Origin of the sequence: Phenylobacterium sp. NIBR 498073 (genome assembly GCF_027286305.1) — a bacterium.
Classification (GTDB): Bacteria; Pseudomonadota; Alphaproteobacteria; order Caulobacterales; family Caulobacteraceae; genus Phenylobacterium.
Genome location: NZ_CP114599.1, coordinates 157450 through 181045, shown reverse-complemented (window position 1 = coordinate 181045; position 23596 = coordinate 157450). Strand labels below are relative to the sequence as shown.

Sequence of the window (23596 nt, the reverse complement as noted above, 5' to 3'; positions counted from 1 at the left end):
CAAGGCGTTGCCGTGCAGAAGCCGTGCAGGCTGGCGCCTTGACCGCGACCGCCAGGACGGGAGACTAGCGCGCTCAAGTTTTCGCCGCGTCGGAGTCCTCCCCTGTCCAGTCCCATCGACATCGCCGTGGCCGGCGCGCTCGGCCGCATGGGCCAGGCCGTGACCGCCGTGGTCTCCGGCCGCCAGGACGTACGCCTGGCCGCCCGCTTCGACCGTCCGGGCGCCGAGGGCGAGGGCCTCGTGCCCGCGGAGCAGGCGCTGGAAAAGGCCCAGGTGGTCATCGACTTCACCACCCCGGCCGCCTCGGTGGCCCTGGCCCGGGCCGCCGCCGCCCGCGGCGCCCCGGCCCTGGTGATCGGCTCCACCGGCGCCTCGCCCGAGGAGATCGAGGCCATCGAGGCCGCCGCGAAGTCGATCCCGATCGTGTTCGCCGGCAACTACTCGCTGGGGGTCAACATGCTGATGGGCCTGGTCGCCCAGGCCGCCAAGGCGCTGCATGCCGACGCCTACGACATCGAGGTCACCGAGAGCCACCACAAGCGCAAGGTCGACGCCCCGTCCGGCACCGCCCTCATGCTCGGCGAGGCCGCCGCCCGCGGCCGCCAGGTCGCCCTGGCCGACGTCGCCCAGCGGATGCGCGACGGCATCACCGGCGCTCGACCGACCGGCGAGATCGGCTTCTCGGTCATCCGCGGCGGCGGCATCATCGGCGAGCACTCGGTGATCTTCGCGGCCGAGGACGAGATCCTGACCCTCAGCCACTCGGCCCGCGACCGCGGACTGTTCGCCCGCGGCGCGGTCGAGGCGGCCCGCTGGGTCGCCGGCCAGCCGCCCGGGCTCTACGACATGCAAGACGTGCTCGGGCTGAAGTAGTGGCCGACCTCCTCGCCCGCGACGCCACCGGTCAGCTGTCGGCGCTCCGGGCCAAGGAGGTTTCCGCCGTCGAGCTGCTGAAGCTCGCCCTCGCCCGCCACGAGCAGACTCACGCGCGGCTGAACGCGGTGATCGCCGCCGACGTCGAGCGCGCTCTCGACCTCGCCAAGGCCGCCGACGACCTGCGCGCCAAGAAGGCCGGCGGGCCGCTCACCGGCCTGCCGATGACCATCAAGGACACCTTCGACGTGATCGGCATGGCCGCCTCGTCGGGGATCGAGGCCCTGCGCCGGCGCAAGCCCGACGACGCCGCCGTGGTCGCCGCCGCCCGCCAGGCCGGGGCGGTGATCTGGGGCAAGACCAACGTCCCGGTGATGGCGGCCGACTGGCAGTCGTTCAATCCGCTCTATGGGGCGACCAACAATCCCTGGGACCCGACCCGCGTCCCCGGCGGCTCGTCCGGCGGAGCGGCCGCCGCGCTGGCCGCCGGCGTCACCGCCCTGGAGATCGGCTCGGACATCGGCGGCTCGCTGCGCGTCCCGGCCAGCTTCTGCGGCGTCTTCTCGCACAAGCCGACCTGGGGCCTGGTCTCCCAGGTCGGGCACGTTCCGCCGGCGCCCGGAACTCACGCCGAGCGCGACCTCAACGTCGTCGGCCCGATGGCCCGCTCGGCCCGCGACCTGCGGCTGCTGCTCTCGATCCTGGCCGAGGGCGTCCCGGCCAAGGCCGAGCTCGCCGACCTCAAGACCCTCAAGCTCGGCCTCTGGCTGGACGGCTTTCCGCTCGACCCGGAGGTCCGCGCGGTGCTCGAGGACCTAGCCGGCCGGCTGCGCGCCGCCGGGGTCGAGGTGCGGCCGATCTCCGCCCCGGCCCCGCTCGACCAGCTGATGGACGCCTATCGCGTGCTGCTCGGCTCGCTGGTCGCCACCGACATGCCGCCCAAGGCCCAGCACGCCATGCGCCGGATGCGCGGCCCCGCCGCGCTCGCCCTGGCGCTGGGCGCCGGCCGCGACTCCTGGGCCGGCCTGACCCGCGCCTATACCGCCAGCCACGCCGAGTGGATCGCCGCCGACGAGGTCCGCGCCCGGCTGCGCAGCACGATGTCGGACGCCTTCGAGGCCTTCGACGCCATCCTCGCCCCCGTCGCCCCCACCGTCGCCTTCCCGCACGATTACAAGCCGTTCGCCGGCCGCAAGCTGAAGACCAGCGACGGCGGGATCATTCCCTACCCGGCGATGCTGAACTGGATCGCCCTCGCCACCGCCTGCCACCTGCCGGTGACCACCGTTCCGGCCGGCCTGGCCGCCAGCGGCCTGCCGGTCGGCGCCCAGATCATCGGCCCGCACGGCGCCGACTCCCGCACCCTCTCCATCGCCCAGGCGATCGACGAGGCGCTCGGTGGTTACGTCGCCCCGCCGCCGGGCTGAACACCGCAACCATTGCATGCCCCTCCGCACTGTGTACCCTTATCGCGGGTATTCCGGGGGGAAGCGTTTTGCAGCGTATGGTTCTGGCGGCCGCCGCAACGGCGGGCGTCCTTGGTTTGGCCGCGTCGGCTCACGCCGCGCCGCCCCCCGCGTCCGCCTATGGGCGATTTCCGGGCGTCGCCGCCGCCGCGATCTCGCCTGACGGCCGTCGCGTGGGCATCCTCAGCGGCCAGGACGACAAGCGCTTCGTTTCCATCGCCACCATCGACGAGCCGAACGTGCCCGTGGTTCCGCTGGGTGCGGGCGAAGGCCTGAGCCTCGCCTGGTCGGGCAACGACCACCTGCTGCTGCGCACCGCCTTCTGGTTCTCGCCCCGGCCCAAGGAAATGCACCGCTTCGAGCGACACATCTCCATCACGCCCGACGGCAAGATCGCCACGCGACTGCTGGAAAACGAGACCTACTCGCAGCACTTCTACAACCAGCCGATCATGGCCGCGCCTCAGGACGGCGCAGGCAAGATCGTCCTGCGCGGCGGCGCCAACGGCGGCAACGAGGGCACCGTTATGGCGCTCTGGCGGGTGGATCCTGCCACCGGGCTCGGCGAGACCATCGCCAAAGGCGACGCCACCACCCGGCACTTCAGCGTCGACGCCGCAGGCTCGGCGCGCGTCCGCCACGACTACGACTCCAATCGCATCACCAGCGTCGAGGCGATCCACCTGTCGCGTCCGGGCCAGGGCGCGGCGCTCTGGACTCGCTTCTGGTCGACCAAGCTCGGCGGCCGCGAACGCTACCTCGGCTATTCGGGGCCGGAAGATGCTGTCTACCTGTTCCTCGAGACCGGCGAGATCGTCCGCAAGCGCACCAGCGACGGGGCGACCGAGGTGGTCGACCGCCCCTCGCCTGACACCTCGCCCGACATGCTGTGGGACATCGGCACGGCCGCGCCCCTGGCGATCGTGACCTGGGGGGCGACGACGACCTATAAGTGGCTCGATCCCGAGGTCGGCGCCATCCACGCGTCGCTCGGCAAGATATTCAAGGACAAGGAAGTCTCGCTGCTCGACTGGTCGGACGACCGCAACCGCGTGATCTTCAACGTCGAGTCGCGCACCGCGCCGGACGCCGTCTATCTCTATGACCGCAACCGCAAGGAAGTCTCGCTGCTCGGCGAGGACTATCCCGAGCTCAAGGGGGCGCCCATCGCCCAGGGCCGCTGGCTGTCCTTCAAGGCCCGCGACGGCAAGGACATCCAGGCCTATCTCACCCTGCCGCCGGGGGCGGGGCCGGGATCGCGGCCGCCCCTGGTCGTGATGGCCGGCGAAGGCCCGGGCGTCGAAACGCGCGCCAGCTTCGACTACATGGTCCAGTTCCTCGCCAGCCGCGGCTACGCTGTGCTGCAGCCCTACCACCGCGGTCTCTGGGGCTTCGGCGACGACTTCTACGAGGCCGGCTTCGGCGAGTGGGGCGGGAAGATGCAGACCGACCTGTTGGACGCCGTCGCCGCGGTCGCCGGCGAGGTCGACGCCCGCCGCCCGTGCATCGTCGGCCATGACTTCGGCGGCTACACGGCCCTGACCGCCATCGCCCTGCAGCCGGACGCCTGGCGCTGCGCGGCCTCGATGGGCGGGCTCTCCGATCTCGGCCTGATGATGTCCAAGCGCCGCTGGTTCTACGACTACGAGTCGCTGGCGCTGGAGCGGCTGCGCGAACGGATGGGCGGCACGGGCAAGACCAAGCTCAGCGGCGCCTCGCCGGCCCGCTTCGCCGGCAAGGTCGGCGGCCCGGTGCTGCTGATCCATGGCGACCAGGACACTGAGGTCGACCCCGAGCAGTCCAAGGTGATGGCCGACGCCCTCAAGTCGGCCGGGAAGCCGGTCGAACACATCGTCATGAAGGACGAGGCCCACTACTTCTCGCGCGGGACCAATCGCGTGCAGATGCTGGAGGCCCTCGAGACCTTCCTGGCCCAAAGCTACCCGGCCAGTTGACGCGAATTGTCGGGTGCGGCGCCCCGTCTGGTTGCAAGACTGCGCCGTATCCTTATAGACCCGCCTCGGGGGACTTCGGCTCGGCCGCATCCAGGGAATAGCTCAGCCATGCGTTTCATTTCGGCGGTCGCGCTCGCGGCCATCGCCGGGGCGGCTCACGCCGCGCCTCCGCCCGCCTCGGCTTTTGGCCGCGTCCCGGCCGTCGCCGACACCGCCATCTCGCCCGACGGGCGCCGCGTGGCCCTGCTGGGCGGCACGTCCGAGCAGCGCTTCGTCTCGATCGCGACCATCGACGATCCGAACATGCCGGTGCTGTCGCTCGGCGAGGCCGAGGCGATCAGCCTGCGCTGGGCCGGCAACGACCACGTGCTGGCGCGCATGGCCTACTGGAAGTCCGACGGACCGCGGCTGGCCTACCGGTTCGAACGCAACGTCTCGATCAACACCCAGGGCCAGGCCGTCTCGCGTCTGCTCGAGGGCGACGCCTTCGCGCAGTACGGGCTGCAGCAGCCCGTGCTCGGCGTCGTCGCCGGCCCGCCGGCCAACGCCTTTGTCCTCGCCCTGGCCCCCATCGAGGCCAACAGCGGCATGGACACCCGCATCAAGCGCAAGGGCACGGACGGCTGGGGCGTGGCGCTGATGAAGGTCGATCCCGCCACCGGCAAGGGCGTGCGCGTCGAGCGGGGCGATTCCGACACGGTGAGCTGGGCGCTCAACGCCGCCGGTGAAGCGAAGGTCCGCCTCGACGTCGACGAGCTGACCCACAAGTTCGAAATCTACGCCCGCTCCGGCGCCCGCGCCTGGACCCAGATCTGGCAAGGCCCCAACTACGAAAGCCGTCGTCAGTACCTGGGCTATTCGGCGCCCGAAGACGCGATCTACCTCGCCATTGGCGACCGCATCGTCCGCAAGCCATTGGCCGGGGGCCCCGACCAGCCGGTCGGGCAGCCGCTGAACGGGGTCTCACCCAATATGATCTGGGATCCCCACCGCATCGCTCCGGTCGCCATCGTCGGCGGGACCGAACGGCCGCTCTACAACTGGCTCGACGCCGAACTGGGGGCGACGCACGCAGCGCTGTCCAAAGCCTTCAAGGGCAAGGAGGTCACGCTCTGGGAGTGGTCGACCGACCGCACGCGCTTCATCGTCCGGGTCGCCTCGCCGTCGTCGCCGGGCGTCTGGTACCTGTTCGACAAGACCCGCAAGGAGCTCTCGCCCCTGGGCGAGGAGTATCCTGAACTGAAGGACGCCGCCTTCGGGCAGACCAGCTGGATCACTTACAAGGCCCGCGACGGCCTGGAGATTCCGGCCTACCTGACCTTGCCGCCGGGACTGACGGCCGACGCCAAGCCGCCGCTGATCGTTCTGCCGCACGGCGGCCCGACCTCGCGTGACGGCTATGAGTTCGACTACATGGCCCAATTCCTCGCCACCCGCGGCTATGCGGTGCTGCAGCCGCAGTTCCGCGGCTCCTGGGGCTTCGGCGACGCCTTCGAGCAGGCCGGGGCCGGCGAGTGGGGCGGCAAGATGCAAACCGACCTGCTCGACGGGATCGCCGCCGTCGCCGACAAGGCCGACGCTGGCCGGGTTTGCATCGTCGGCGCCAGCTTCGGCGGCTATGCGGCCTTGGCCGGTGCGACCATGCATCCCGAAGCCTACAAATGCGCCGCATCGGTCTCCGGGATTTCCGATCTCGGCCTGATGCTCGAACAGCAGTGGCGGACCTCAGGCGACGACTCCGCCAAGGTCGGCGAATTGCGGGCGATGCTGGGCGCCGCCGAAAAGGGCAAGCTCAACGCCACGTCGCCGGCGCAGCTGGTCACCAAGGCCACGGCCCCGATCCTGCTGGTCCACGGCGACCAGGACACCGTCGTCGCTCCCCAGCAGTCACAGGTGATGGCCAATGCCCTCAAGGCCGCCGGCAAGCCGGTCGACTACGTCGTCCTGGCCGGCGAGAACCACTACATGACCCGCTCGGCCACCCGCACCCAGATGCTGCAGGCCCTGGACACCTTCCTCGCCAAGCATCTGCCGGCGACCAACTGACCCGATGCCGGCCCTCGCCCTTGAGGCGGGGGCCCGGCTCTGGCATTCCGCCCCCACGCATCATCGGAGGGCGAGAGCCATGACTGAACCCCGCGGCCTGACGCCCATGACGGCGACCTTCAAGCGCTGGGACGGCAACCACGACCTGCCCCTGCCGGCCTACGCCACCGCTGGCGCCGCCGGCTTCGACTTCCGCGCCGCCGTGCCCAAGGGCGAGACGGTGACCATCGAGCCGAACGCCCGCGCCCTGATCCCGACCGGCTTCGCCGTCGCCCTGCCGATCGGCTACGAGATGCAGATCCGTCCGCGCTCGGGCCTGGCCGCCAAGAACGGCGTCTCCATCGTCAACGCTCCCGGCACCGTCGACTGCGACTACCGCGGCGAAATCCTGGTCTGCCTGATCAACCTCGGGGCCGAGGCCTTCCATGTCCGCCGCGGCGACCGCATCGCCCAGGGCATCATCGCGGCGGCCCCGCAGTGGACTCTGGTCGAGGCCGACGAGCTCGACGACACCGTCCGCGGCGCCGGCGGCCACGGCTCGACCGGCGTCTAAGCCTCTAGTTGAAGGCCTTGCGGACGCTGAGCCGCACGTTGCGATAGCTCTCCTCGTCGCGCCGCTCGGCGTAGACGAGATCGGCCACGTGCCGCAGGCCCGCGTGCACGTCGCGCTCGCTCCAGGCGCTGCGAGCCGTCAGGTTGTTGACCTCCAGCCGCAGGGTCACGTCGGCGCGCGGCGAATAGTCGACGAAGGCCGAGGCCCAAGGCTCGGCGCCGCTGACCGCCGTGCCGTCGAACCGATAGGCGATCTTGTCGGTATAGCCCGACAGGTTGACGCCCCAGGTGGCGTTCCACGCCGGCAAGTCCTGGGTGAACGCTGCGTTCCACTCCAGCCCCGACTGGTTCGAATAGCTGCGCAGCTCGCCGGTCGCCGCATCGACGACTTCCGAGCGCACGGCCTTCAGCCCGGCCTTCAACAGGCCGCCGGGCACGCCGCCGGCGTCCAGCGGTACGGTCGAGTTGACCTCTAGGATCTGACGCAAACCCGAGCCGACATTGCTGCGCGCGTCGAACAGGCCGTTGGGACCGGCCACCGGCGCCAGGCCGATCACGTCCTCCACCTGCTCCTGGCGCAGGATCGCGCCCAGCGCCCCACGGCCGGCGAACTGCTGCTCGAAGGCGATCTCGGCGCGCAGGGTCTGGGTCGGCGCCAGCAGGCCCGCCCCGGCCGTCACCACGCCGGTGTACATGTTCACCGAAGCGAGGAGATCATTGAAGTTCAGCTGCCCAACCTCGCGCTCGATCCGCACACGGATCAAACGTTGGGCGCTGGGCGTCCAGGTCAGGGCCGCCGACGGTTTGGCGAACTCCAGGCCCTGCGCCTCGCCATGGCCGGGATCGAGCACCGAGGCTTCAAACCGCAGGCCGGCCTCCAGCGCCAGCACCGGCGACGGCTGCCAGACCCCGGTGGCGAAGCCTTCGCCGCGGCGCTCCTCGACCCGGGCCTGCGATCCGGGCGCCGGAGCCAGCACGCCGCCGACCATCAGGGCGCTGTCGCCCTCCAGCCAGTTGAACGCCGCCTCCAGCCCGGTCTCCAGCGACAGCGCGTCCCAGCCGTGGAAGCGCAGCACCGCGCGCCCGACGCTCTCCCCGGATTCGTCGAAGCGGCGATAGCCGACCGTCCGGGGGCCATTGGTCGAGGTCGCCCGCGTCTCATTGGTTCGCCAGGACCGCAGGGCCATGGCCTCCAGCTCGACGCCGTCGCCGAGCGGCGCGACATAGCGGCCGCCGAACTCGCCGCCGGCGCCGCGATAGGCCTCGCTCAGCAGGCCGGCCCCGGCGGGAACATCGAACCTGTCGCGCTCGGTCACGTCGCTGATCTCGCGATAGCCGCGGATATTCAGCCGCACGTCGCCGACCGGCAGGGCGGTCTCGTAGGCGGCCGAGCCGACCACCTCCTCGCCCGGCTTGTCGCTGTCGATCTGCGAGTCGATCAGCAGCCGCCCGTGGCCGGCCGTGCGCACCCGGTGCGTGCGGCGGCGATCGTGGCTGTCGCCGCGCTCGTAGCTGGCCGCGGCCTCGAACACATGGGCGCCCAGCCGGGCGGCCAAGTCGGCGGCGATCTCGGTCTCGTTTCGCGCATCGCCCAAGGTCAGCTGATCGCTGAGCGTGACCGAGCCGCTGACCCCGCCGCGCGGATCGCGGATGACGTTGGCCACCACCGGCTTGCGCTGCATGTCGATCCCGGGCGCGCCGCCGCGGATCACGTCGATGCGGACCACCTGGTCGGCCGGAATCCGGGCCAGCACGTCGCTCAGCGAGTCGCTCTTGGACGAGGGCCGGCGGCCGTCGATCAGCACATTGCCCGCCGCGCCCGACAGCCCGCGCACGCTGCCGCCGCCGTCGAAGGCGAAGCCGGGGATGCGGTCGATCATCGCCTTGGCGTCGCCGGGCCGCGCGGCGGAGAAGAAGCCGGCGTCGTAGCTGGTGACCGCCTGGTCAGCGCCCGCCGCGGACGCGGCGCCGGCGTCCTGCGTCAACGCCGCGGCCATCAAGGCGATCGACAGTACTCCCACGCGCACCTCCCCTGGTCGTGCGACGGGTCTAGTGCCGGGTACGGCGCGTGTAAACGGCGCGGGCGGCGGTTTAGGGCGCCAAATCGCCCTTCGGCGGTAACGCTTTCTGGAGGTAGGCGATGATCGCCGCCTGTTCGGCGCTCGAGGCCTCGGCGCCCTTCTCGACCATCGCCTGGACGATGTCGGCCCAGGCGGCCGTCTTCTGGGTCCGATGGACGATGACCCCGGCTTCGTGGCAGCCGGTGCAGATCCGCACCGTGTCGCTGCGGCCGGGGCCGGCCGGCAACCCATCCATGGTCTGGGCGGACGCCGCGCCCGCGGCCAGCAGGATGGCCAGAGCCAGCAGCCTCACGCCCGCCCCGCCAGCGCCGCGGGCGCCGGTCCTCCGGCCGCCCAGTCGAGCAGCTCGACCGTGTGCACCACCGGCACGCCCGAGCCGCCGGCGATCTGGGTTAGACAGCCGATGTTGCCGGCGGCGATCACGTCGGGCTTGGTCGCCTCGAGATTGGCGACCTTGCGCTCGCGTAAGCGCCCGGCCAGCTCCGGCTGCAGCAGATTGTAGGTGCCCGCTGAGCCGCAGCAGATGTGCGGCTCGATCGGCTCGACGATCGTCAAACCTGCCGCTTGCAGCAAGGCCTTGGGAACATTGCCGATTTGCTGGCCGTGCTGCAGCGAGCAGGCCGAGTGGTAGGCGACCCGCAACGGCGGGATCCCGACCTGCGGCAGCGGACCAAGTCCTTGAAGCACCTCGGTAATGTCCTTGGCCAGGGCCGAGACCTTGGCCGCCGACTCCGCCCATTCGGCAGATTCCCGGAAGACGAAGCCGTAATCCTTCACGGTAGTCCCGCATCCGGAGGCCGTGACGATGATCGCGTCGAGCCCCTCGCCGTCGATTTCGCGCATCCAGGCGGCGATGTTGGCCTGGGCCAGCAGGTGCGAGCGATCGGCCTTGCCCAGATGGTGCGGCAACGCTCCGCAGCAGCCGGATCCGGGCGCCGTGACCACTTCGACGCCCAGGCGGTTCAGCAGCCGGATCGCGGCGGCGTTGATCTCCGGCGCCAGCACCGGTTGGGCGCAACCGGCCAGCAGCGCCACCCGCGCCCGGCGCTCGCCGACGGCTTTGAAAACCTGCGCCTTTTCAGCAGGATCGGGCGGCGGCAGCCGCACAGGCGCCATGGCCGCCATGCCCTTCAGCCGTCCCGGCAGCAGGCCCGCGAGCGGCCGCCCGACCTGCGCCAGCCGCAGCGCCCAGCGGAACAGCGCGCGGTCCGGCAGCACCCGCGCCAGCATCGCGCGCAGGAAACGCTCCGGCCACGGACGAACATGATGCTCTTCGATATAGGCCCGGGCGTGATCGACCAGGTGCATATAGTTCACGCCCGACGGGCAGGTGGTCATGCAGGACAGGCAGGAGAGGCAGCGGTCGACATGCTTGACGGTCCGAGCCGAGGGCGGCCCGCCCTTCTCGAGCATCTCCTTCATCAGGTAGATCCGACCGCGCGGACTGTCGAGTTCGTCGCCCAGCAGCAGGAAGGTCGGACAGGTCGCGGTGCAGAACCCGCAGTGCACGCACGTGCGGATAATCTTTTCCGACGACGCCGTATCCGGATCAGCTAGTTGGGCGGGCGAGAAGCTGGTCTGCATCAGGCGTACATCCGGCCGGGATTGAAGATACGCTGCGGATCGAACTGGGCCCGCACCCGCTCGGTCAGCGCGGCCACGCCCGCGGCCAGCGGCTGGAACGGCGCGACCTGCGCCCGCACCGCGGCGTCGGCCCGCATCAGGGTCGCATGGCCGTCGCCGCCGGCGACCTGCGCCAGCACCGCCCGCACCCGCTCGGCGTGAGCATCGGGCGCGGCCGGAAGCTCCAGCCATACCGCCCCGCCGCCCCAGTCGTAGAAGCAGCGTCCGGCCAGCTCATCGGCCAGACGCCGCCCGATCGCCGCACCGAGCATCGGCGGAACCGACAGCTTCCAGACCTGGCCCTCGCCGCCGGCGGACAAGGCCGCATCGGCGATCTCCTTCCAGGCCAGCTGCGAGGCCTCGCGGTCCAGCACCGCCTGCCGAGTCTCGCTGGAGAGAACTTCGGCCAGGTGCGCGATCCGCGCCGTCACCGACGGGCCGACCCCCTCGACCCGCAGCAGGGTCACCGATCCGTGCGCGGCCGAAAGCTCGCCGACCTGCGAACGCGCGGCGACGTCGGCCGGCAGGTGCGCCGCCGACGAGACCTGGGCCGGGCAGCCGAGCGCCTTGGCCATCACCCCCATCGCCGCCTCGTCGGTCAGGCCGCGGATCGCCAGGGTCTGCGCCTGCGGCGGCGCGGGCAGCACCTTCAGGGTCAGCTCGGTGACCACGCAGAGCGTGCCGAAACTGCCGGTGGCCAGCTTGGCGACGTCGAAGCCGGTGACGTTCTTGACCACCCGGCCGCCGGCCGCGAACGCTTCGCCGAAGCCGTTGACGCCCTTCAGCCCCAGGCAGTGGTCGCGCGGCCCGCCGGCCGTCAGCCGCCTTGGCCCCCCGCGCCCGGTCATCATCGCCCCGCCCAGCGTGCCCTGGCCTGCCGGCAGGCCCCACAGCGGCCCGAAGTCCGGCGGCTCGAAGGCCAGGCATTGGCCCCGCTCGGCCAGCATGGCGGCGATCTCGCTCATCGGCGTCGCCGGGCCCGCGGCCAGGATCAGCTCCTCGGGTTGATAGGTGACGACGCCGCGCAACGCCGAAAGGTCCAGGCTTACGTCAGCCTCGACCGGCCGGCCGAAGCCGCGCCGCGTCCCGGTCCCGACCAGCTCCAGGGAGCGCCCTTGGGCCAGCGCCTCGCCGACCGCGGCGCGCGCCTCGTCCGTGTCCTTGGGTGTCCAGCTCTCGCCCACGCTCAGAACCGATCCAGTTCGGGGAAGCGGACCTTGCCGCCGTGGATATGCACCCGGCCGAGCTCCGCGCACCGGCACAGCTTGGGAAACACCTTGCCCGGGTTCAGCAGTCCGTCCTCGTCGAAGGCGCACTTCAGCCGCTGCTGCTGGTCGAGGTCGGCCGGCCCGAACTGCACCTCCATCAGGTCGCGCTTCTCGACGCCCACCCCGTGCTCGCCGGTCAGCACCCCGCCGACCTCGACGCACAGGGTCAGGATCGCCGCGCCCAGCTCCTCGGCCCGGTGCAGCTCGCCCGGAATGTCGGCGTCGTAGAGGATCAGCGGGTGCAGATTGCCGTCGCCGGCATGGAAGACGTTGGCGATGCGCAGGCCATACTGCTCCGACAGCTCGGTCATCCGCCGCAACACCAATGGCAGGGTTCCACGCGGGATGGTGCCGTCCATGCAGTAGTAGTCGGGCGAAATCCGGCCCACCGCCGGGAACGCCGCCTTGCGCCCAGCCCAGAAGCCCTTGCGCTCGTCCTCGTTCATCGAGACCCGCAGATAGCTGGCGCCGCAGCCCTCGCCGATCTCGCGCACCACCTCGATCAGGTGGTCGACCTCGGCCGGCGGGCCGTCCAGCTCGATGATCAACAACGCCTCGACGTCGAGCGGATAGCCGACCTTCACGAAGGCTTCGGCCGCGGCGATGGCCAGGCGATCCATCATCTCCATGCCCGCCGGAATGATGCCGGCGGCGATCACCGCGGCGACGCAGGCCCCGGCCTCTTCGACGTCCTGGAAACCCATTAGCAGGGCGCGCTGGGTCTCCGGCGCCTGCAGGATGCGGACCGTCACCTCGGTCACCACCCCCAGCAGCCCTTCCGAGCCGCAGACCACGCCCAGCAGGTCCAGGCCCTGCGGGTCCAAGTGCTTGCCGCCCAGCCGCATCACCGTGCCGTCGATCAGCACCAGCTCCACGCCCAGCAGGTTGTTGGTGGTCATGCCGTATTTCAGGCAGTGCACGCCGCCGGCGTTCTCGGCGACGTTGCCGCCGATCGAGCAGGCGATCTGGCTGGAGGGGTCTGGCGCGTAATAGAACCCCTCGCCGGCCACCGCATGGGTCACCGACAGGTTGGTCACCCCCGGCTGCACCACCGCGCAACGGTTGGCGTAGTCGATGTCGAGGATGCGGTTGAACTTTCCGAGGCCCAGGATCACCCCGTCGGCCAGCGGCAGCGAGCCGCCCGACAGCGAGGTCCCGGCCCCGCGCGGCACGACCTTCAGGCCCACGCCGTGGCAGTAGGCCAGCACCCGGCTGACCTGGTCGACGGTCTCGGGCAGCACCACGATCATCGGCCGCTGGCGGTAGGCGGTCAGACCGTCGCACTCATAGGCGGCGAGGCCGGCGTCGTCGTCGATCACCCCTTCGCCGGGAACGATGGCGCGCAGCGCCGCCACGAACTCGCCGCGGCGGTCCAGCAGCCCCTGGTCGGGCGCGGGCATCAACATGGCGGCGACGCCGTTCTCATCATGGCCGCCCGGCCTCCCCGCTCGAACTGACGGCTCGACATAGCGCGGCCGCTCGGCCATGACCACCGCCGCAGCGCGGCCTGCTTCCCCTAGGTGAGCCCATTTCGTATACTGAATACGAAAAGCCGGCGCCGCAGCCGGGCAGTGAGCGTGGATGATGGACGGCGATGTTCCCCTGGGCGACCCGCATGGCGCCACGCCGACCACGCTGAAGTCGCACATCCTGCGCCTGCTGCGCCAAGCGATCCTGTCGGGTCGCTACCCGCCCGGCTCGCGGCTGAACGAGAGCCAGCTGGCCCGCGAGTTCGCCATCAGCCGCATCCCGATCCGCGAGGCGCTGATGCAGCTGCAGGAAAGCGGCCTGGTCACCAACCACGCCCGCCGTGGCATGTTCGTCACCCGCCTGACCGACGAGGACGTACAGCGCATCAACAGCATCCGCGTGGTGCTGGAAGCCGAGGCGCTGCGCCTCTGCCAGGCCAACATGACCAAGGCCACGGCCGCGCGGCTCAGCGCCATGGTCGAGCAGATGGAGGCCTGGGAGGTCGGCGACCGCCCGGCCGGGGCCACCACCGACTTCGAGTTCCACCGCGAGATCTGGGCGCTGTCGGGCAATCCGTACCTCGCGCGCACCCTGGACTCTCTGTGCACAGTCCTCTTCGCCCACGCCGCCCAGGACCGCGGCGAGACCATCAAGTGGCGGCTGAACCGGCATCGCGGATTGCTGGATGTGGTTTTGGGCCGCTCCAGCGTCTCACCAGAGGATGCCGTGATTGCACACCTGAGGGTCTCCTATGACGAGCCGGAGAGGTTCTCCAGCTTCGCCGCGACGCAACGGACCGACGAGCCGGCCGTTGACCGCTCGCGGCCCAAGCGCCGCACCTCAGCACGATGAGCAGGATCACCGCGATGACCGATCACACTCTCCTTCGCCTGGCCGCCGGGCTTGCGCTCGCCGCCGGCCTGGCCTCCTCGGCGGCGGCCGCGCCGGCTCAGGGCGAGACGGTGTTCAAGCAGCAGTGCGGAACCTGTCACGCGATCGCCCCCGGCGGCCCGGCCAAGCTCGGCCCGCCGCTGAAGGGCATGATCGGACGCAAGGCCGGGACCGTGCCGGGCTACGCCTACTCCAAGGCCATGACCGGCTGGGGCCAGACGTGGACCACAGCCAATCTCGACGCCTATCTGGCCAAGCCCGCCGCCACCGTCCCGGGCACCAAGATGCTGGTCGGGGTCGCCAACCCCGAGCAGCGCGCGGCGGTCATCGCCTATCTCGCCACCCTGAAGTAGCCGCCAACCCCCAGGTGCCCCATGAATACGGTTGACCTCCGGACGGGCGCCCGCCCCGCCGGAGCGCTTCAGCATGCCTGGGGCCGCGCGCCCGACTACCACGCGCTGGGGACGTTCTCGGAAACCTGGTCGTTCCTTGAATACTTCCTGGAGCGCTGCGTCCAGGCCGGCGGCGAGGCCGCCTGCGACCAGCCTCTGAGCCTGGCCGTCCGGCTCGACGCCCTCGAACGCCTGGATTTCGGCGCTCAGCGCAGCGAGGCCGCGGCCCTCGCCGTAGAGGTGCGGGCGCTCGCCCATCGCCGGCAGGCGGCGCTGCAGGACCTGGCCCGCGCCAGCCTCAGCCGCATGGGCCTTGGTCAGTTCGACGCGTCCGCCGCGCCGCCGGCAGCGGACGGCGACAAGGCGCTGGAGGTCCTGCACATGCGGACCTGCGACCTGGTCCGCCGCGCGGTGCTGCTGCTCTGCGCCCTGGAGAAGGCGAGGGCCTGAGCGGGCGTCAGCCCAACGCCTGAGCCATCCGTTCGGCCAGCTTGCGGGCGACTTCCGACTTGGCCGTCCGATCCCAGCGCTCGACCCCGTTCTTGGTGACGATCGAGACCGCATTGTCGTCGCCGCCCATGGTGCCGGCGATGCTGACGTCGTTGGCGACGATCCAGTCGCAGCCCTTCTTGGCCAGCTTGGCCTTGGCGTAGGCCTCGACGTCGTTGGTCTCGGCCGCGAAACCGACCACCAGCGCCGGACGCCGCGCTGACTGCGACAAGGTCGCCAGGATGTCGGGGTTCTCGACCAAGGTGATCGCCGGCGGGCCGTCGGCGCCCTTCTTCATCTTGGTCCCGGCCGCGCTTTCAGGGCGCCAGTCGGACACCGCCGCCACGCACACGGCGATGTCCGCCGGCAGCGCCGCCTCGCAGGCCGCCAGCATTTCGCGGGCGGTCTCGATGTCGACTCGCCTGACCCCCGCCGGGGTCGGCACGGCGACCGGACCGGCGACCAGAGTCACCTCGGCGCCAAGTTCGGCCAAGGCCTGTGCGATCGCAAAGCCTTGCTTTCCGGTCGACCGGTTCGTCAGCACACGGACGGGATCGATGGGCTCGGCGGTCGGCCCGGCGGTGACGATCGCCCGCTTGCCCGCCAGCGGCCGCGCTGCGGGACCGGCCAGGGCGGCCATGATCGCTTCGAAGATCGCCGGCGGCTCGGCCAGCCGGCCGAAGCCGTATTCGCCGCAGGCCATCGCCCCTTTGTCAGGCCCGACGAACAGCACCCCGTCGGCCTTGAGCTGGGCGACGTTGCGGCGAGTGGCGGGATGCTCCCACATGCGCACGTTCATCGCCGGCGCCATCAGCACCGGCTTGTCGGTGGCCAGCAGGGTGGTGGAGGCCAGGTCGCTGGCGTGGCCGTGCACGGCCTTGGCGATCAGGTCGGCGGTGGCCGGAGCGACGACGACCAGGTCGGCTGAGCGCGACAGCTCGATATGGCCCATCTCGGCCTCGTCGGTCAGCGAGAACAGCTCGGAATAGACCTTGTCCTCGCTGATCGCGGCCAGCGACAGCGGGGTCACGAACTGCTCGCCCGCCTTGGTCAGGATCGGCCGCACGCCGACGCCCGCCTTGCGCAGCAGCCGGGTCAGTTCCAGCGCCTTATAGGCCGCGATGCCGCCGCCGACGATCAGGAGAATCCGCTTGTCCGACAAGGCTTCGTGCCCCTCCGCAATGGTCGCTCGGTCATAGGCCATACGAAGCGGCTGGACAAACGTCGGTTTCCGTTCTTAATTTGTTCCACAACTTGGCCGTGAGAGGGAGACGACGGATGGCTGAGTACAAGATTGCGTTGAGCCTGGGCCTGGCCCTGATCCTGACCGCCGCCTGCGAGCGGCCCTCCGCGGTGGCCCAGAAGGACGAGGCGCCGCCGGCGTCGGAAGCGCGTCAGTTCGCCGCCGCGCCGTCCGCGTCTCGGCAGACCGAGAGTCGCAATGCGCCGGTGCGCGAGCTCGACGGCCGCCCCATCTGGTCGGCCAGCCGCCGCGGCACCGCAGAGGAGAACGCCCAGCGCGCCTTCGACCGCAACGGCGAGGCCTTCGGCGCCCGCGACCTCGACGACTTCGTGCGCAAGGCCCACGCCTTTATCGAGACGCCGCCGGCCGGGACCCAGCGCCTGACCCGCGCCAACGGCGATGTCCTCCTCTACGATCCCAAGGGCAACGTCTTCGCCGTCGCCAGCAAGGACGGCGCACCGCGCACCATGTTCAAGCCCGACGAGGGCGCGGCCTATTGGGACGAGCAGAAATCCCGCCTGGCGCGGCAGGCCACCCGCCGCAGCGAGGACAACGGCGAAAGCTGACGGCCGGGAGGCGGCAATCAAACAAATGTTCGAACCGCCTCTTTCGCCGCTTCCCCCCCTGCGCTAGCGTCCGCGCCCAGCAATTGCAGACGCGGGAGACGGACATGAAAGCGGTGCTCAGCAAGGTGACGGGCGGACCCGAAACCCTGGTCTACGAGGACGTTCCCGCGCCGGAGGCCAAGCCCGGCCATGCGGTGATCTCGGTGAAGGCCGTGGGCGTGAACTTCCCCGACGTGCTGATGATCGAGGACAAGTACCAGGCCAAGCCGCCGCGTCCGTTCTCGCCCGGCGGCGAGCTTTCGGGCGTGGTCAAGGCGGTCGGCGAAGGCGTCACCAACGTCAAGGTCGGCGATCGCATCCTGGCCAACACCGGCTCGGGCGGCATGGCCGAGGAAGTCCTGCTGCCGGCCAACCGCCTGTGGCACATCCCCGACTCCATGCCGCACGACATCGCCGCCGCGTTCATCCTGACCTACGGCACCTCGTGGCACGCACTGAAGGACCGCGCCAACCTGAAGGCCGGTGAAACCCTGTTGGTGCTCGGCGCGGCCGGCGGCGTCGGCCTGGCGGCCGTCGAGCTGGGCAAGGCGATGGGCGCGCGCGTCATCGCGGCCTGCTCCAGCCAGGAAAAGGTCGACCTGGCCATCAAGCACGGCGCCGACTCCGGGATCGTCTACGGTCGCGGCCCGTTCGACCGCGACGGCCAGAAGGCGCTCGGGCAGCTGTTCAAGGAAGCCGGCGGCGAGCAGGGCTTCGACGTGATCTATGACGCCATCGGCGGCGACTACGCCGAGCCGGCCCTGCGCGCGATCGCCTGGGAAGGCCGCTACCTGGTGGTCGGCTTCGCGGCCGGCGACATTCCGAAGATCCCGTTGAACCTGGCGCTGCTGAAGGGCTGCCAGATCGTCGGCGTGTTCTGGGGCACCTGGGCGGCGCGCAATCCCGCGCTGTTCGCCAAGAGCATCGACGAGTTGCTCGAGCTCTACGCCCAGGGCAAGGTCAAGCCGCACGTCTCCGAGCGCTTCCCGCTCGAGCGCGGCGCCGACGCCATCGCCCACCTGGGCAGCCGCAAGGCCATGGGCAAGGTCGTCGTCACCGTCGACTGACGAAGCTGGAGTGGAAGCCGCCGAAACGGCTTCCACTTTCCCCTGCCCCGCTCTAGTTATCGCCGATCACATAAAAAAGATCGGGAGGCAAACATGGCGGGACGTCTGGACGGCAAGGTGGCGCTGATCACCGGCGGCGCATCGGGGATCGGGCTCGGCGCGGTCGAATTGTTCGTCGCCGAAGGCGCCAAGGTCGTGGCGGCCGACATCCAGGACGAAAAGGGCGCGATGCTGGAGAAGCGCTTCCCCGGCCAGGTCGCCTACGCCCACTGCGACGTCACCAGCGAGGCCGAGATCGAGGCCGCGCTGCAGAAGGCCAAGACCGAATTCGGCGGCCTCGACATCCTGTTCAACAACGCCGGCATCTCCGACCGCATGACGTCGATCGGCGAGATCACCGCCGACGGCTGGAGCTGGATCTTCGACATCCTCGTGCGCGGCCCGGCCCTAGGTATGAAGCACGCCGTTCCGCTGATGCTGGAGCGCGGCGGCGGATCGATCATCAACACCGCCTCGATCGCCGGGCTGCAGGCCGGCTTCGGCCCCATCGCCTATTCGACCGCCAAGGCCGGCGTCATCCACATGAGCCGCGTGGCCGCCGCCCAGCTGTCGCCGCAGAAGATCCGCGTCAACGCGATCTGCCCGGGCCTGATCGCCACCTCGATCTTCGGCGCCTCCTTCGGCCTGCCTCGCGAGGTCGCCGACCAGATGGCCGCCCGCGTCGCGGAGAACGCGGCCGCCGCCCAGCCGGTGCCGAAGGCCGGTCTGCCCGACGACATCGCCCAGGCCGCGCTCTACCTGGCCTCGGACGCCGCGGCCTTCGTGTCCGGCACCCACATCGTCGTCGATGGCGGCATCACCGTCGGCGGTCGCCATTCGTGGGACGCCAGCATGGTCTCGCCGTTCGCCACCATCCTTGGCGACCTGACGCCGCCGGCCCAGTCTTGAGCGAGAGCTCCAGCAAGCCGCGGCTCGACCATAACGTCGAGGGGGCCCTCTGGATGGTCGCCTCGGCGGTCGGCTTCACGGCGATGACCACCCTGATCAAGTATCTGGGCGACGACTATCCGGCCGCGCTGCAGACCTTCTATCGGCAACTGGCCGGCTTCATCGTTCTGCTGCCGATCATCCTCAAGCGGCGCGGGGCGGCCTTCGCCACCACGCGGCCGGGCATCCTGATCTTCCGCTCGGCCGCCGGCACGCTGGGGATGATCTTGTCATTCTACGCCTTCCAGAAGATGCCGCTGGCCGACGCCAATGCGCTGTCGTTCACCCGCACCCTCTGGCTGGTGCCGCTGGCCGCGCTGGTGGTGCGCGAGACGGTCGGGCCGCTGCGCATCGGCGCGGCGGTGATCGGCTTCATCGGCGTGCTGATCATGCTGCGGCCCGGGGTCGGGGGCGATTTCGCCATCGGCTGGCCGGCCGCGGCGATGCTGGCCTCGTCGTTCCTGTTCGCCCTGACCATCACCGGCATGAAGGTGATGACCCGCGACCACTCGCCGACCGTGCTGCTGGTCTGGGCCGCGACGCTTGGCCTGGTCATGGGCATTCCCGGGGCGATCTTCACATGGCGCTGGCCTGAGCCTGTGGACCTGGCGCTGCTGGCGGCGATGGGCGTGCTCGGGACCATCACCCAGGGCTGCTACATCAAGGGCATGGCCATCGGCGACGCCGCGGCCATGGCCCCGATCGACTACATCCGCCTGGTGTTCACGGTGATCGTCGGGGTGACCCTGTTTCACGAAATCCCGACCATCTGGACCATCGCCGGCGCCGGAGTGGTGGTCGCCTCGACCCTGCTGATCACCTGGCGCGAGGCCGCGCTCAGCCGGGCCGCACGCCGGGCCAGCGCCGGAGACGAGGCCGCCGGCTAGTCGTCCTGGCGCTTCATGCGCTCCAGCACCTCCATCGCCTCGGCCTTGTGCCTCGGCTTCAGGTGGCGGCCGACAACGGCCAGCAGGGCGGCGAACACCGCCGCGTCATCGGTGAACCCGACCACCGCCAGCACGTCGGGAATGGCGTCGGTCGGCAGCACGAAATAGGCGAGGCCCGCCATCATCATCGCCTTGGCCGTGGTCGGGGTGGTCGGATCCTTGGCGCAGAACCATACCGACAGGGCGTCGCCGGCGAACGGAACCTTGGCCGCCACCCGCCGGATCTTCGGCCAAAAGCCGCGGGCCACGCGGCGCTCGTTGACCCGCGCCACGGCCGGCGTCAGCGCCCGCGACGGGTCCAAGGCCTGCTTGGCGTCGAAAGCCTCGTCGTTGACGTGGGGTGACGCTTTTGAGTCCGCGCTCATCGGGCTAAAGCCTCGGATAACGAGACCCTATTAGACGTGAACGGGAGCCAAGCGTCCATGAAACTCGATTCCTCCATCGCTGCGGTCGTCACCGGCGGCGCCTCCGGCCTCGGCGAGGCCACCGTCCGCGCCCTCGCCGCCCAGGGCGTGAAGTGCGCCATCTTCGACATGAACGAAGCCAAGGGCGAAGCCGTGGCCAAGGAAGTGGGCGGCGTCTTCTGCAAGGTCAATGTGACCTCCGAGGAAGAAGTCGACGCGGCCTTCGCCAAGGCCCGCGCCGCTCACGGCCAGGAGCGCATCCTGGTCAACTGCGCCGGCACCGGCAACGCGATCAAGACCGCCAGCCGCGACAAGCAGACCGGCGAGGCCAAGCACTTCCCGCTCGACGCCTTCAACCTGATCATCCAGATCAACCTGGTCGGCACCTTCCGCTGCATCGCCAAGTCGGCGAAGGGCATGCTGGACCTGGAGCCGATCGACGGCGAGCGCGGCGCGATCGTCAACACCGCCTCGGTCGCGGCCGAGGACGGCCAGATGGGCCAGGCGGCCTATTCGGCGTCCAAGGGCGGCGTGGTCGGCATGACCCTGCCGATCGCCCGCGACCTGTCCGGCGACGGCATCCGGGTCAACACCATCTTGCCGGGGATCTTCAACACCCCGCTGATGAACGCCGCTCCGCCGCAGGTGAAGGAAGCCCTGGCCCAGTCGGTGCCGTTCCCGAAGCGGCTCGGCAACGCCGAGGACTACGCCTCGCTGGCCCTGGAGATGATCACCAACGGTTACTTCAACGGCGAAGACGTCCGTCTCGACGGCGCCATCCGGATGGCGCCCCGCTAAGCTTCCCGGCGAGGGCCGCCGACCCGGCGGCCCTCGTGACCTTTCAGTGACGCTTTACCTCGCGGCCTTTTAGGCGTTCCGTATCGCCCGGAACTTCGTGGGGGGCTTAGAAAGCGCCATGATGGGTCGATGGGCGCAGCGGTTCGCCACCGCGATTGAGCGCCCCGTCATCGCTTATGGAGCAGCGCTCGGCGCCGTCGTCGGCGCGGCCCTGTTGCGCGTCGCCTGCGGCGCGGTGATGGCCGATCCCCCCAACTACATGACCTTCTATCCGGCCGTGCTGTTCGCCACCCTGGTGGCCGGCGCGCGCGGCGGACTGGCCGCGACCCTGGTCAGCGCCTTGCTGGTGGCGGGCCTGTGGCTCGACGCACAGCAGGGCCTGTTCACGGCGATCTTCATCGTCACCGCGGCCACGACGGTGCTGATCGGCCGCGCGATCCGCACTGCGGTCCTGCGCGGCGTCGAGGCCGAGGAACGCTTCCGCATCTTCCAAGAGCAGGCCCGCGACGGCTTCGTCATCGTCGAGCCAGCCCGCGAGAACGGACAGGTCGTCGACTTCTACTGCACCTACTCCAACCGGGCCGCTGAGAAGATGGCCCTGGCGGACGGCCGCGGCCTGAAGGGCCGGCGGATCCTGGAGGCCCTGCCTGGCGACAACGGGCGGATGATGGTCGAGCGCATGGCGGCCCTCTATCAAACGGGTGGCTCCGACGACATCGAGGTGCGTCGCATCGTCGGCGGGCGCGCGGTGTTCATCGCCTCGAGCGGCGTGCGGCTGCCCGGGGGACTGGCGGTCACGTTCCGCGACGTGACCGCCCAGCGCCAGTCCGAGCAGGCTTTGCGCACCGGCGAGGCGCGGGTCCGCGCCCTGCTCGACAGCCTGCCGCAACTGATCTGGTCGACCCGTGGCGACGGCTATTGCGACTATCTCAGCCCGCAATGGGTCGAGTTCACCGGCATCCCCGCCGAACGCCAATTCGACACCGGCTGGCAGGACTCGATCCATCCGGAGGATCGCGACGCCGTCGCTCAGGCCTGGGTCCAGGCGGTGAACGGCGGCCTGCCCTACGATGTCGAGTACAGGTTGCGGCGGCATGACGGAGTTTGGCGCTGGATGGGCGCCCGCGCCTCGGCCGTTCGCGGCGAGGATGGTCGCGTCACCCGCTGGTTCGGCACCAGCAGCGACATCACCGAGGTCGTGCAGGCCCGCGCGGAACTGGAGGAGCGGGTCGCGGTCCGCTCTCGCGAACTGGAGCGCAGCCTGGCCGAGCGCGCCGAGACCGAGGCGGCCCTGGCCCAGGCCCAGCGGCTGGAGACCGTCGGGCGGCTGACTGGCGGCGTCGCGCACGATTTCAACAACCTGCTGACCGTGGTCATCGGCGGGCTGGACATGATCCTGCAGCATCCGGACGATCGCTCGCGGGTCACCCGGCTGGCCGAGGCGGCGCTCGCCGCCGGGCGGCGGGGCGAGCAGCTCGTCCGCCAGCTGATGGCGTTTTCGCGCCGGCAGGAACTGAAGCTCGAACTCGTCGACGTGCCCGGGCTGATCGAGGAGATCGAGCCGCTGGTGCGCCGTGCGATCGGCGAGGACGTGAACCTGACCATCCGCCAACACGGCCCGGTCGGCTGGAGCCGGCTCGACCCGGCCCAGTTCGAGGCCGCCCTGCTCAACTTGGTGGTCAACGCCGCCGACGCCGCGCCGCTGCACGGCGGCGATATCGAGATAGCCCTGCAGCAGCGGCGACTGGCCGACGGCGAGGTCGCGGGGGCCGCGGCTGGCGACTATGTGACAGTGGCCGTCTCGGACAATGGCGCGGGCATGACCCCGGAAATCCTGGCCCGGGCCTTCGAGCCGTTCTTCACCACCAAGGACGTGGGCAAGGGCACCGGGCTTGGGCTGGCCCAGGTCTACGGCTTCATCAAGCAGGTCGGCGGGGCCGCGGCGATCTCGTCGTCCATCGGCTTCGGCTCCACGGTCACCCTCTACCTGCCGGCCGCGGCGGCCGAGGCCGGCAGCCATGCCGCCCCTGCCGCGCCCGACGAGGGCGAATGGGCGCGGGGCGCACGGGTGCTGCTGGTCGAGGACGATGCGGCCGTGCGGGCGGTGACCGAGAGCCTGCTGACCGATTTCGGCTGCCGGGTGGAGGGCGCGCCGGACGGCCCCACGGCGCTGGGCCGTCTACAGGCGGGCGAGCGCTTCGACCTGCTGATCTCCGACATCGTCATGCCGGGCGGCATGAGCGGCGTCGAATTGGCGCGGGCCGCGCGCGCCCGCGACGCCCGGCTGCCGATCGTGCTGACCAGCGGCTATGCCGGCGAGCGGCTCGGCGAGGGGGCCGAAGCCCTGACCTGGCCGCTGCTGCGTAAGCCGTTCCGCGCCGAGCAGTTGGGCATGGCCGTCCGCGAGGCGTTGGAACGCGGACCGGTGAGCGTCTGAGA

At 70.6% G+C, this 23596-nt stretch carries 21 protein-coding genes; 14 read left to right on the top strand and 7 right to left on the bottom strand.

The window, feature by feature from the left end; translation table 11 throughout:
* Window positions 1-102 precede the first annotated feature (102 nt).
* From dapB to dut, 5 genes are all read left to right on the top strand, one after another.
* Window positions 103-873, top strand: a complete 771-nt coding sequence (gene dapB / locus O4N75_RS00915; RefSeq protein WP_269629416.1) for a 4-hydroxy-tetrahydrodipicolinate reductase — start codon at window positions 103-105, stop codon at window positions 871-873.
* Entirely contained in the window at window positions 873-2300 is a 1428-nt protein-coding gene (locus O4N75_RS00910; protein WP_269627534.1) for an amidase family protein, read from the top strand. Before dapB ends, O4N75_RS00910 begins: the two co-directional genes overlap by 1 nt.
* A gap of 77 nt (window positions 2301-2377) precedes the next feature.
* The gene (locus O4N75_RS00905; protein ID WP_269629415.1) at window positions 2378-4294 is read left to right on the top strand and encodes a prolyl oligopeptidase family serine peptidase; all 1917 of its coding nucleotides are present in this window, start codon (window positions 2378-2380) and stop codon (window positions 4292-4294) included.
* Between the two features lie 108 nt (window positions 4295-4402).
* Complete coding sequence (locus O4N75_RS00900; RefSeq protein ID WP_269627533.1) at window positions 4403-6340, top strand: S9 family peptidase; 1938 nt, start codon at window positions 4403-4405, stop codon at window positions 6338-6340.
* Window positions 6341-6446: 106 nt separating this feature from the next.
* A complete protein-coding gene (gene dut / locus O4N75_RS00895; RefSeq protein WP_269629414.1) occupies window positions 6447-6893 on the top strand; it encodes a dUTP diphosphatase in 447 nt (148 codons plus the stop codon).
* Window positions 6894-6897: 4 nt separating this feature from the next.
* Here dut and O4N75_RS00890 read toward each other — a convergent pair whose 3' ends face one another.
* From O4N75_RS00890 to O4N75_RS00870, 5 genes are all read right to left on the bottom strand, one after another.
* On the bottom strand, window positions 6898-8913 hold the full coding sequence (locus O4N75_RS00890) for a TonB-dependent receptor (protein WP_269627532.1): 2016 nt from the start codon (window positions 8911-8913) through the stop codon (window positions 6898-6900).
* 70 nt (window positions 8914-8983) lie between these two features.
* Window positions 8984-9265, bottom strand: a complete 282-nt coding sequence (locus tag O4N75_RS00885; protein ID WP_269627531.1) for a hypothetical protein — start codon at window positions 9263-9265, stop codon at window positions 8984-8986.
* A complete protein-coding gene (glcF, locus tag O4N75_RS00880) occupies window positions 9262-10557 on the bottom strand; it encodes a glycolate oxidase subunit GlcF (RefSeq protein WP_269627530.1) in 1296 nt (431 codons plus the stop codon). Before glcF ends, O4N75_RS00885 begins: the two co-directional genes overlap by 4 nt.
* Window positions 10557-11780 (bottom strand): FAD-binding protein, encoded by a 1224-nt coding sequence (locus O4N75_RS00875; protein WP_269627529.1) that lies wholly within the window; start codon window positions 11778-11780, stop codon window positions 10557-10559. Before O4N75_RS00875 ends, glcF begins: the two co-directional genes overlap by 1 nt.
* A gap of 2 nt (window positions 11781-11782) precedes the next feature.
* Complete coding sequence (locus O4N75_RS00870; RefSeq protein WP_269627528.1) at window positions 11783-13351, bottom strand: FAD-linked oxidase C-terminal domain-containing protein; 1569 nt, start codon at window positions 13349-13351, stop codon at window positions 11783-11785.
* 94 nt (window positions 13352-13445) lie between these two features.
* Here O4N75_RS00870 and O4N75_RS00865 point away from each other — a divergent pair, with 94 nt between their 5' ends.
* From O4N75_RS00865 to O4N75_RS00855, 3 genes are read left to right on the top strand one after another with little or no spacing between them, the layout of a single operon-like run.
* Entirely contained in the window at window positions 13446-14186 is a 741-nt protein-coding gene (locus O4N75_RS00865) for a GntR family transcriptional regulator (protein ID WP_269627527.1), read from the top strand.
* A gap of 14 nt (window positions 14187-14200) precedes the next feature.
* Window positions 14201-14578 (top strand): c-type cytochrome, encoded by a 378-nt coding sequence (locus O4N75_RS00860; protein ID WP_269627526.1) that lies wholly within the window; start codon window positions 14201-14203, stop codon window positions 14576-14578.
* Window positions 14579-14599: 21 nt separating this feature from the next.
* Window positions 14600-15067, top strand: coding sequence for a hypothetical protein (locus O4N75_RS00855; protein WP_269627525.1), 468 nt, complete (start codon window positions 14600-14602; stop codon window positions 15065-15067).
* A 7-nt stretch (window positions 15068-15074) separates the two neighbouring features.
* Here the strand turns inward: O4N75_RS00855 and coaBC are convergent, their stop codons facing one another.
* The gene (coaBC, locus tag O4N75_RS00850; RefSeq protein WP_269629413.1) at window positions 15075-16268 is read right to left on the bottom strand and encodes a bifunctional phosphopantothenoylcysteine decarboxylase/phosphopantothenate--cysteine ligase CoaBC; all 1194 of its coding nucleotides are present in this window, start codon (window positions 16266-16268) and stop codon (window positions 15075-15077) included.
* A gap of 116 nt (window positions 16269-16384) precedes the next feature.
* Here coaBC and O4N75_RS00845 point away from each other — a divergent pair, with 116 nt between their 5' ends.
* The 4 genes from O4N75_RS00845 (at window position 16385) to O4N75_RS00830 (ending at window position 19895) form a co-directional block, all read left to right on the top strand.
* The gene (locus O4N75_RS00845; RefSeq protein WP_269627524.1) at window positions 16385-16915 is read left to right on the top strand and encodes a hypothetical protein; all 531 of its coding nucleotides are present in this window, start codon (window positions 16385-16387) and stop codon (window positions 16913-16915) included.
* A 104-nt stretch (window positions 16916-17019) separates the two neighbouring features.
* Complete coding sequence (locus O4N75_RS00840) at window positions 17020-18021, top strand: NADPH:quinone oxidoreductase family protein (RefSeq protein ID WP_269627523.1); 1002 nt, start codon at window positions 17020-17022, stop codon at window positions 18019-18021.
* Window positions 18022-18114: 93 nt separating this feature from the next.
* Window positions 18115-18969: an SDR family oxidoreductase gene (locus tag O4N75_RS00835; protein WP_269627522.1), complete on the top strand. Its 855-nt coding sequence runs from the start codon at window positions 18115-18117 to the stop codon at window positions 18967-18969.
* A 53-nt stretch (window positions 18970-19022) separates the two neighbouring features.
* Window positions 19023-19895 carry a DMT family transporter gene (locus O4N75_RS00830; protein ID WP_269629412.1) on the top strand — a complete coding sequence of 291 codons (873 nt, stop codon included), beginning with the start codon at window positions 19023-19025 and terminating at the stop codon, window positions 19893-19895.
* Here the strand turns inward: O4N75_RS00830 and O4N75_RS00825 are convergent.
* A complete protein-coding gene (locus O4N75_RS00825) occupies window positions 19892-20320 on the bottom strand; it encodes a YkvA family protein (RefSeq protein WP_269627521.1) in 429 nt (142 codons plus the stop codon). The genes O4N75_RS00830 and O4N75_RS00825 overlap by 4 nt on opposite strands.
* A 57-nt stretch (window positions 20321-20377) precedes the next feature.
* Between O4N75_RS00825 and O4N75_RS00820 the strand changes: the two genes are divergently transcribed.
* A complete protein-coding gene (locus O4N75_RS00820; protein WP_267232175.1) occupies window positions 20378-21157 on the top strand; it encodes an SDR family NAD(P)-dependent oxidoreductase in 780 nt (259 codons plus the stop codon).
* A 118-nt stretch (window positions 21158-21275) separates the two neighbouring features.
* Window positions 21276-23594 carry a PAS domain-containing sensor histidine kinase gene (locus O4N75_RS00815; RefSeq protein WP_269627520.1) on the top strand — a complete coding sequence of 773 codons (2319 nt, stop codon included), beginning with the start codon at window positions 21276-21278 and terminating at the stop codon, window positions 23592-23594.
* Window positions 23595-23596 lie beyond the last annotated feature (2 nt).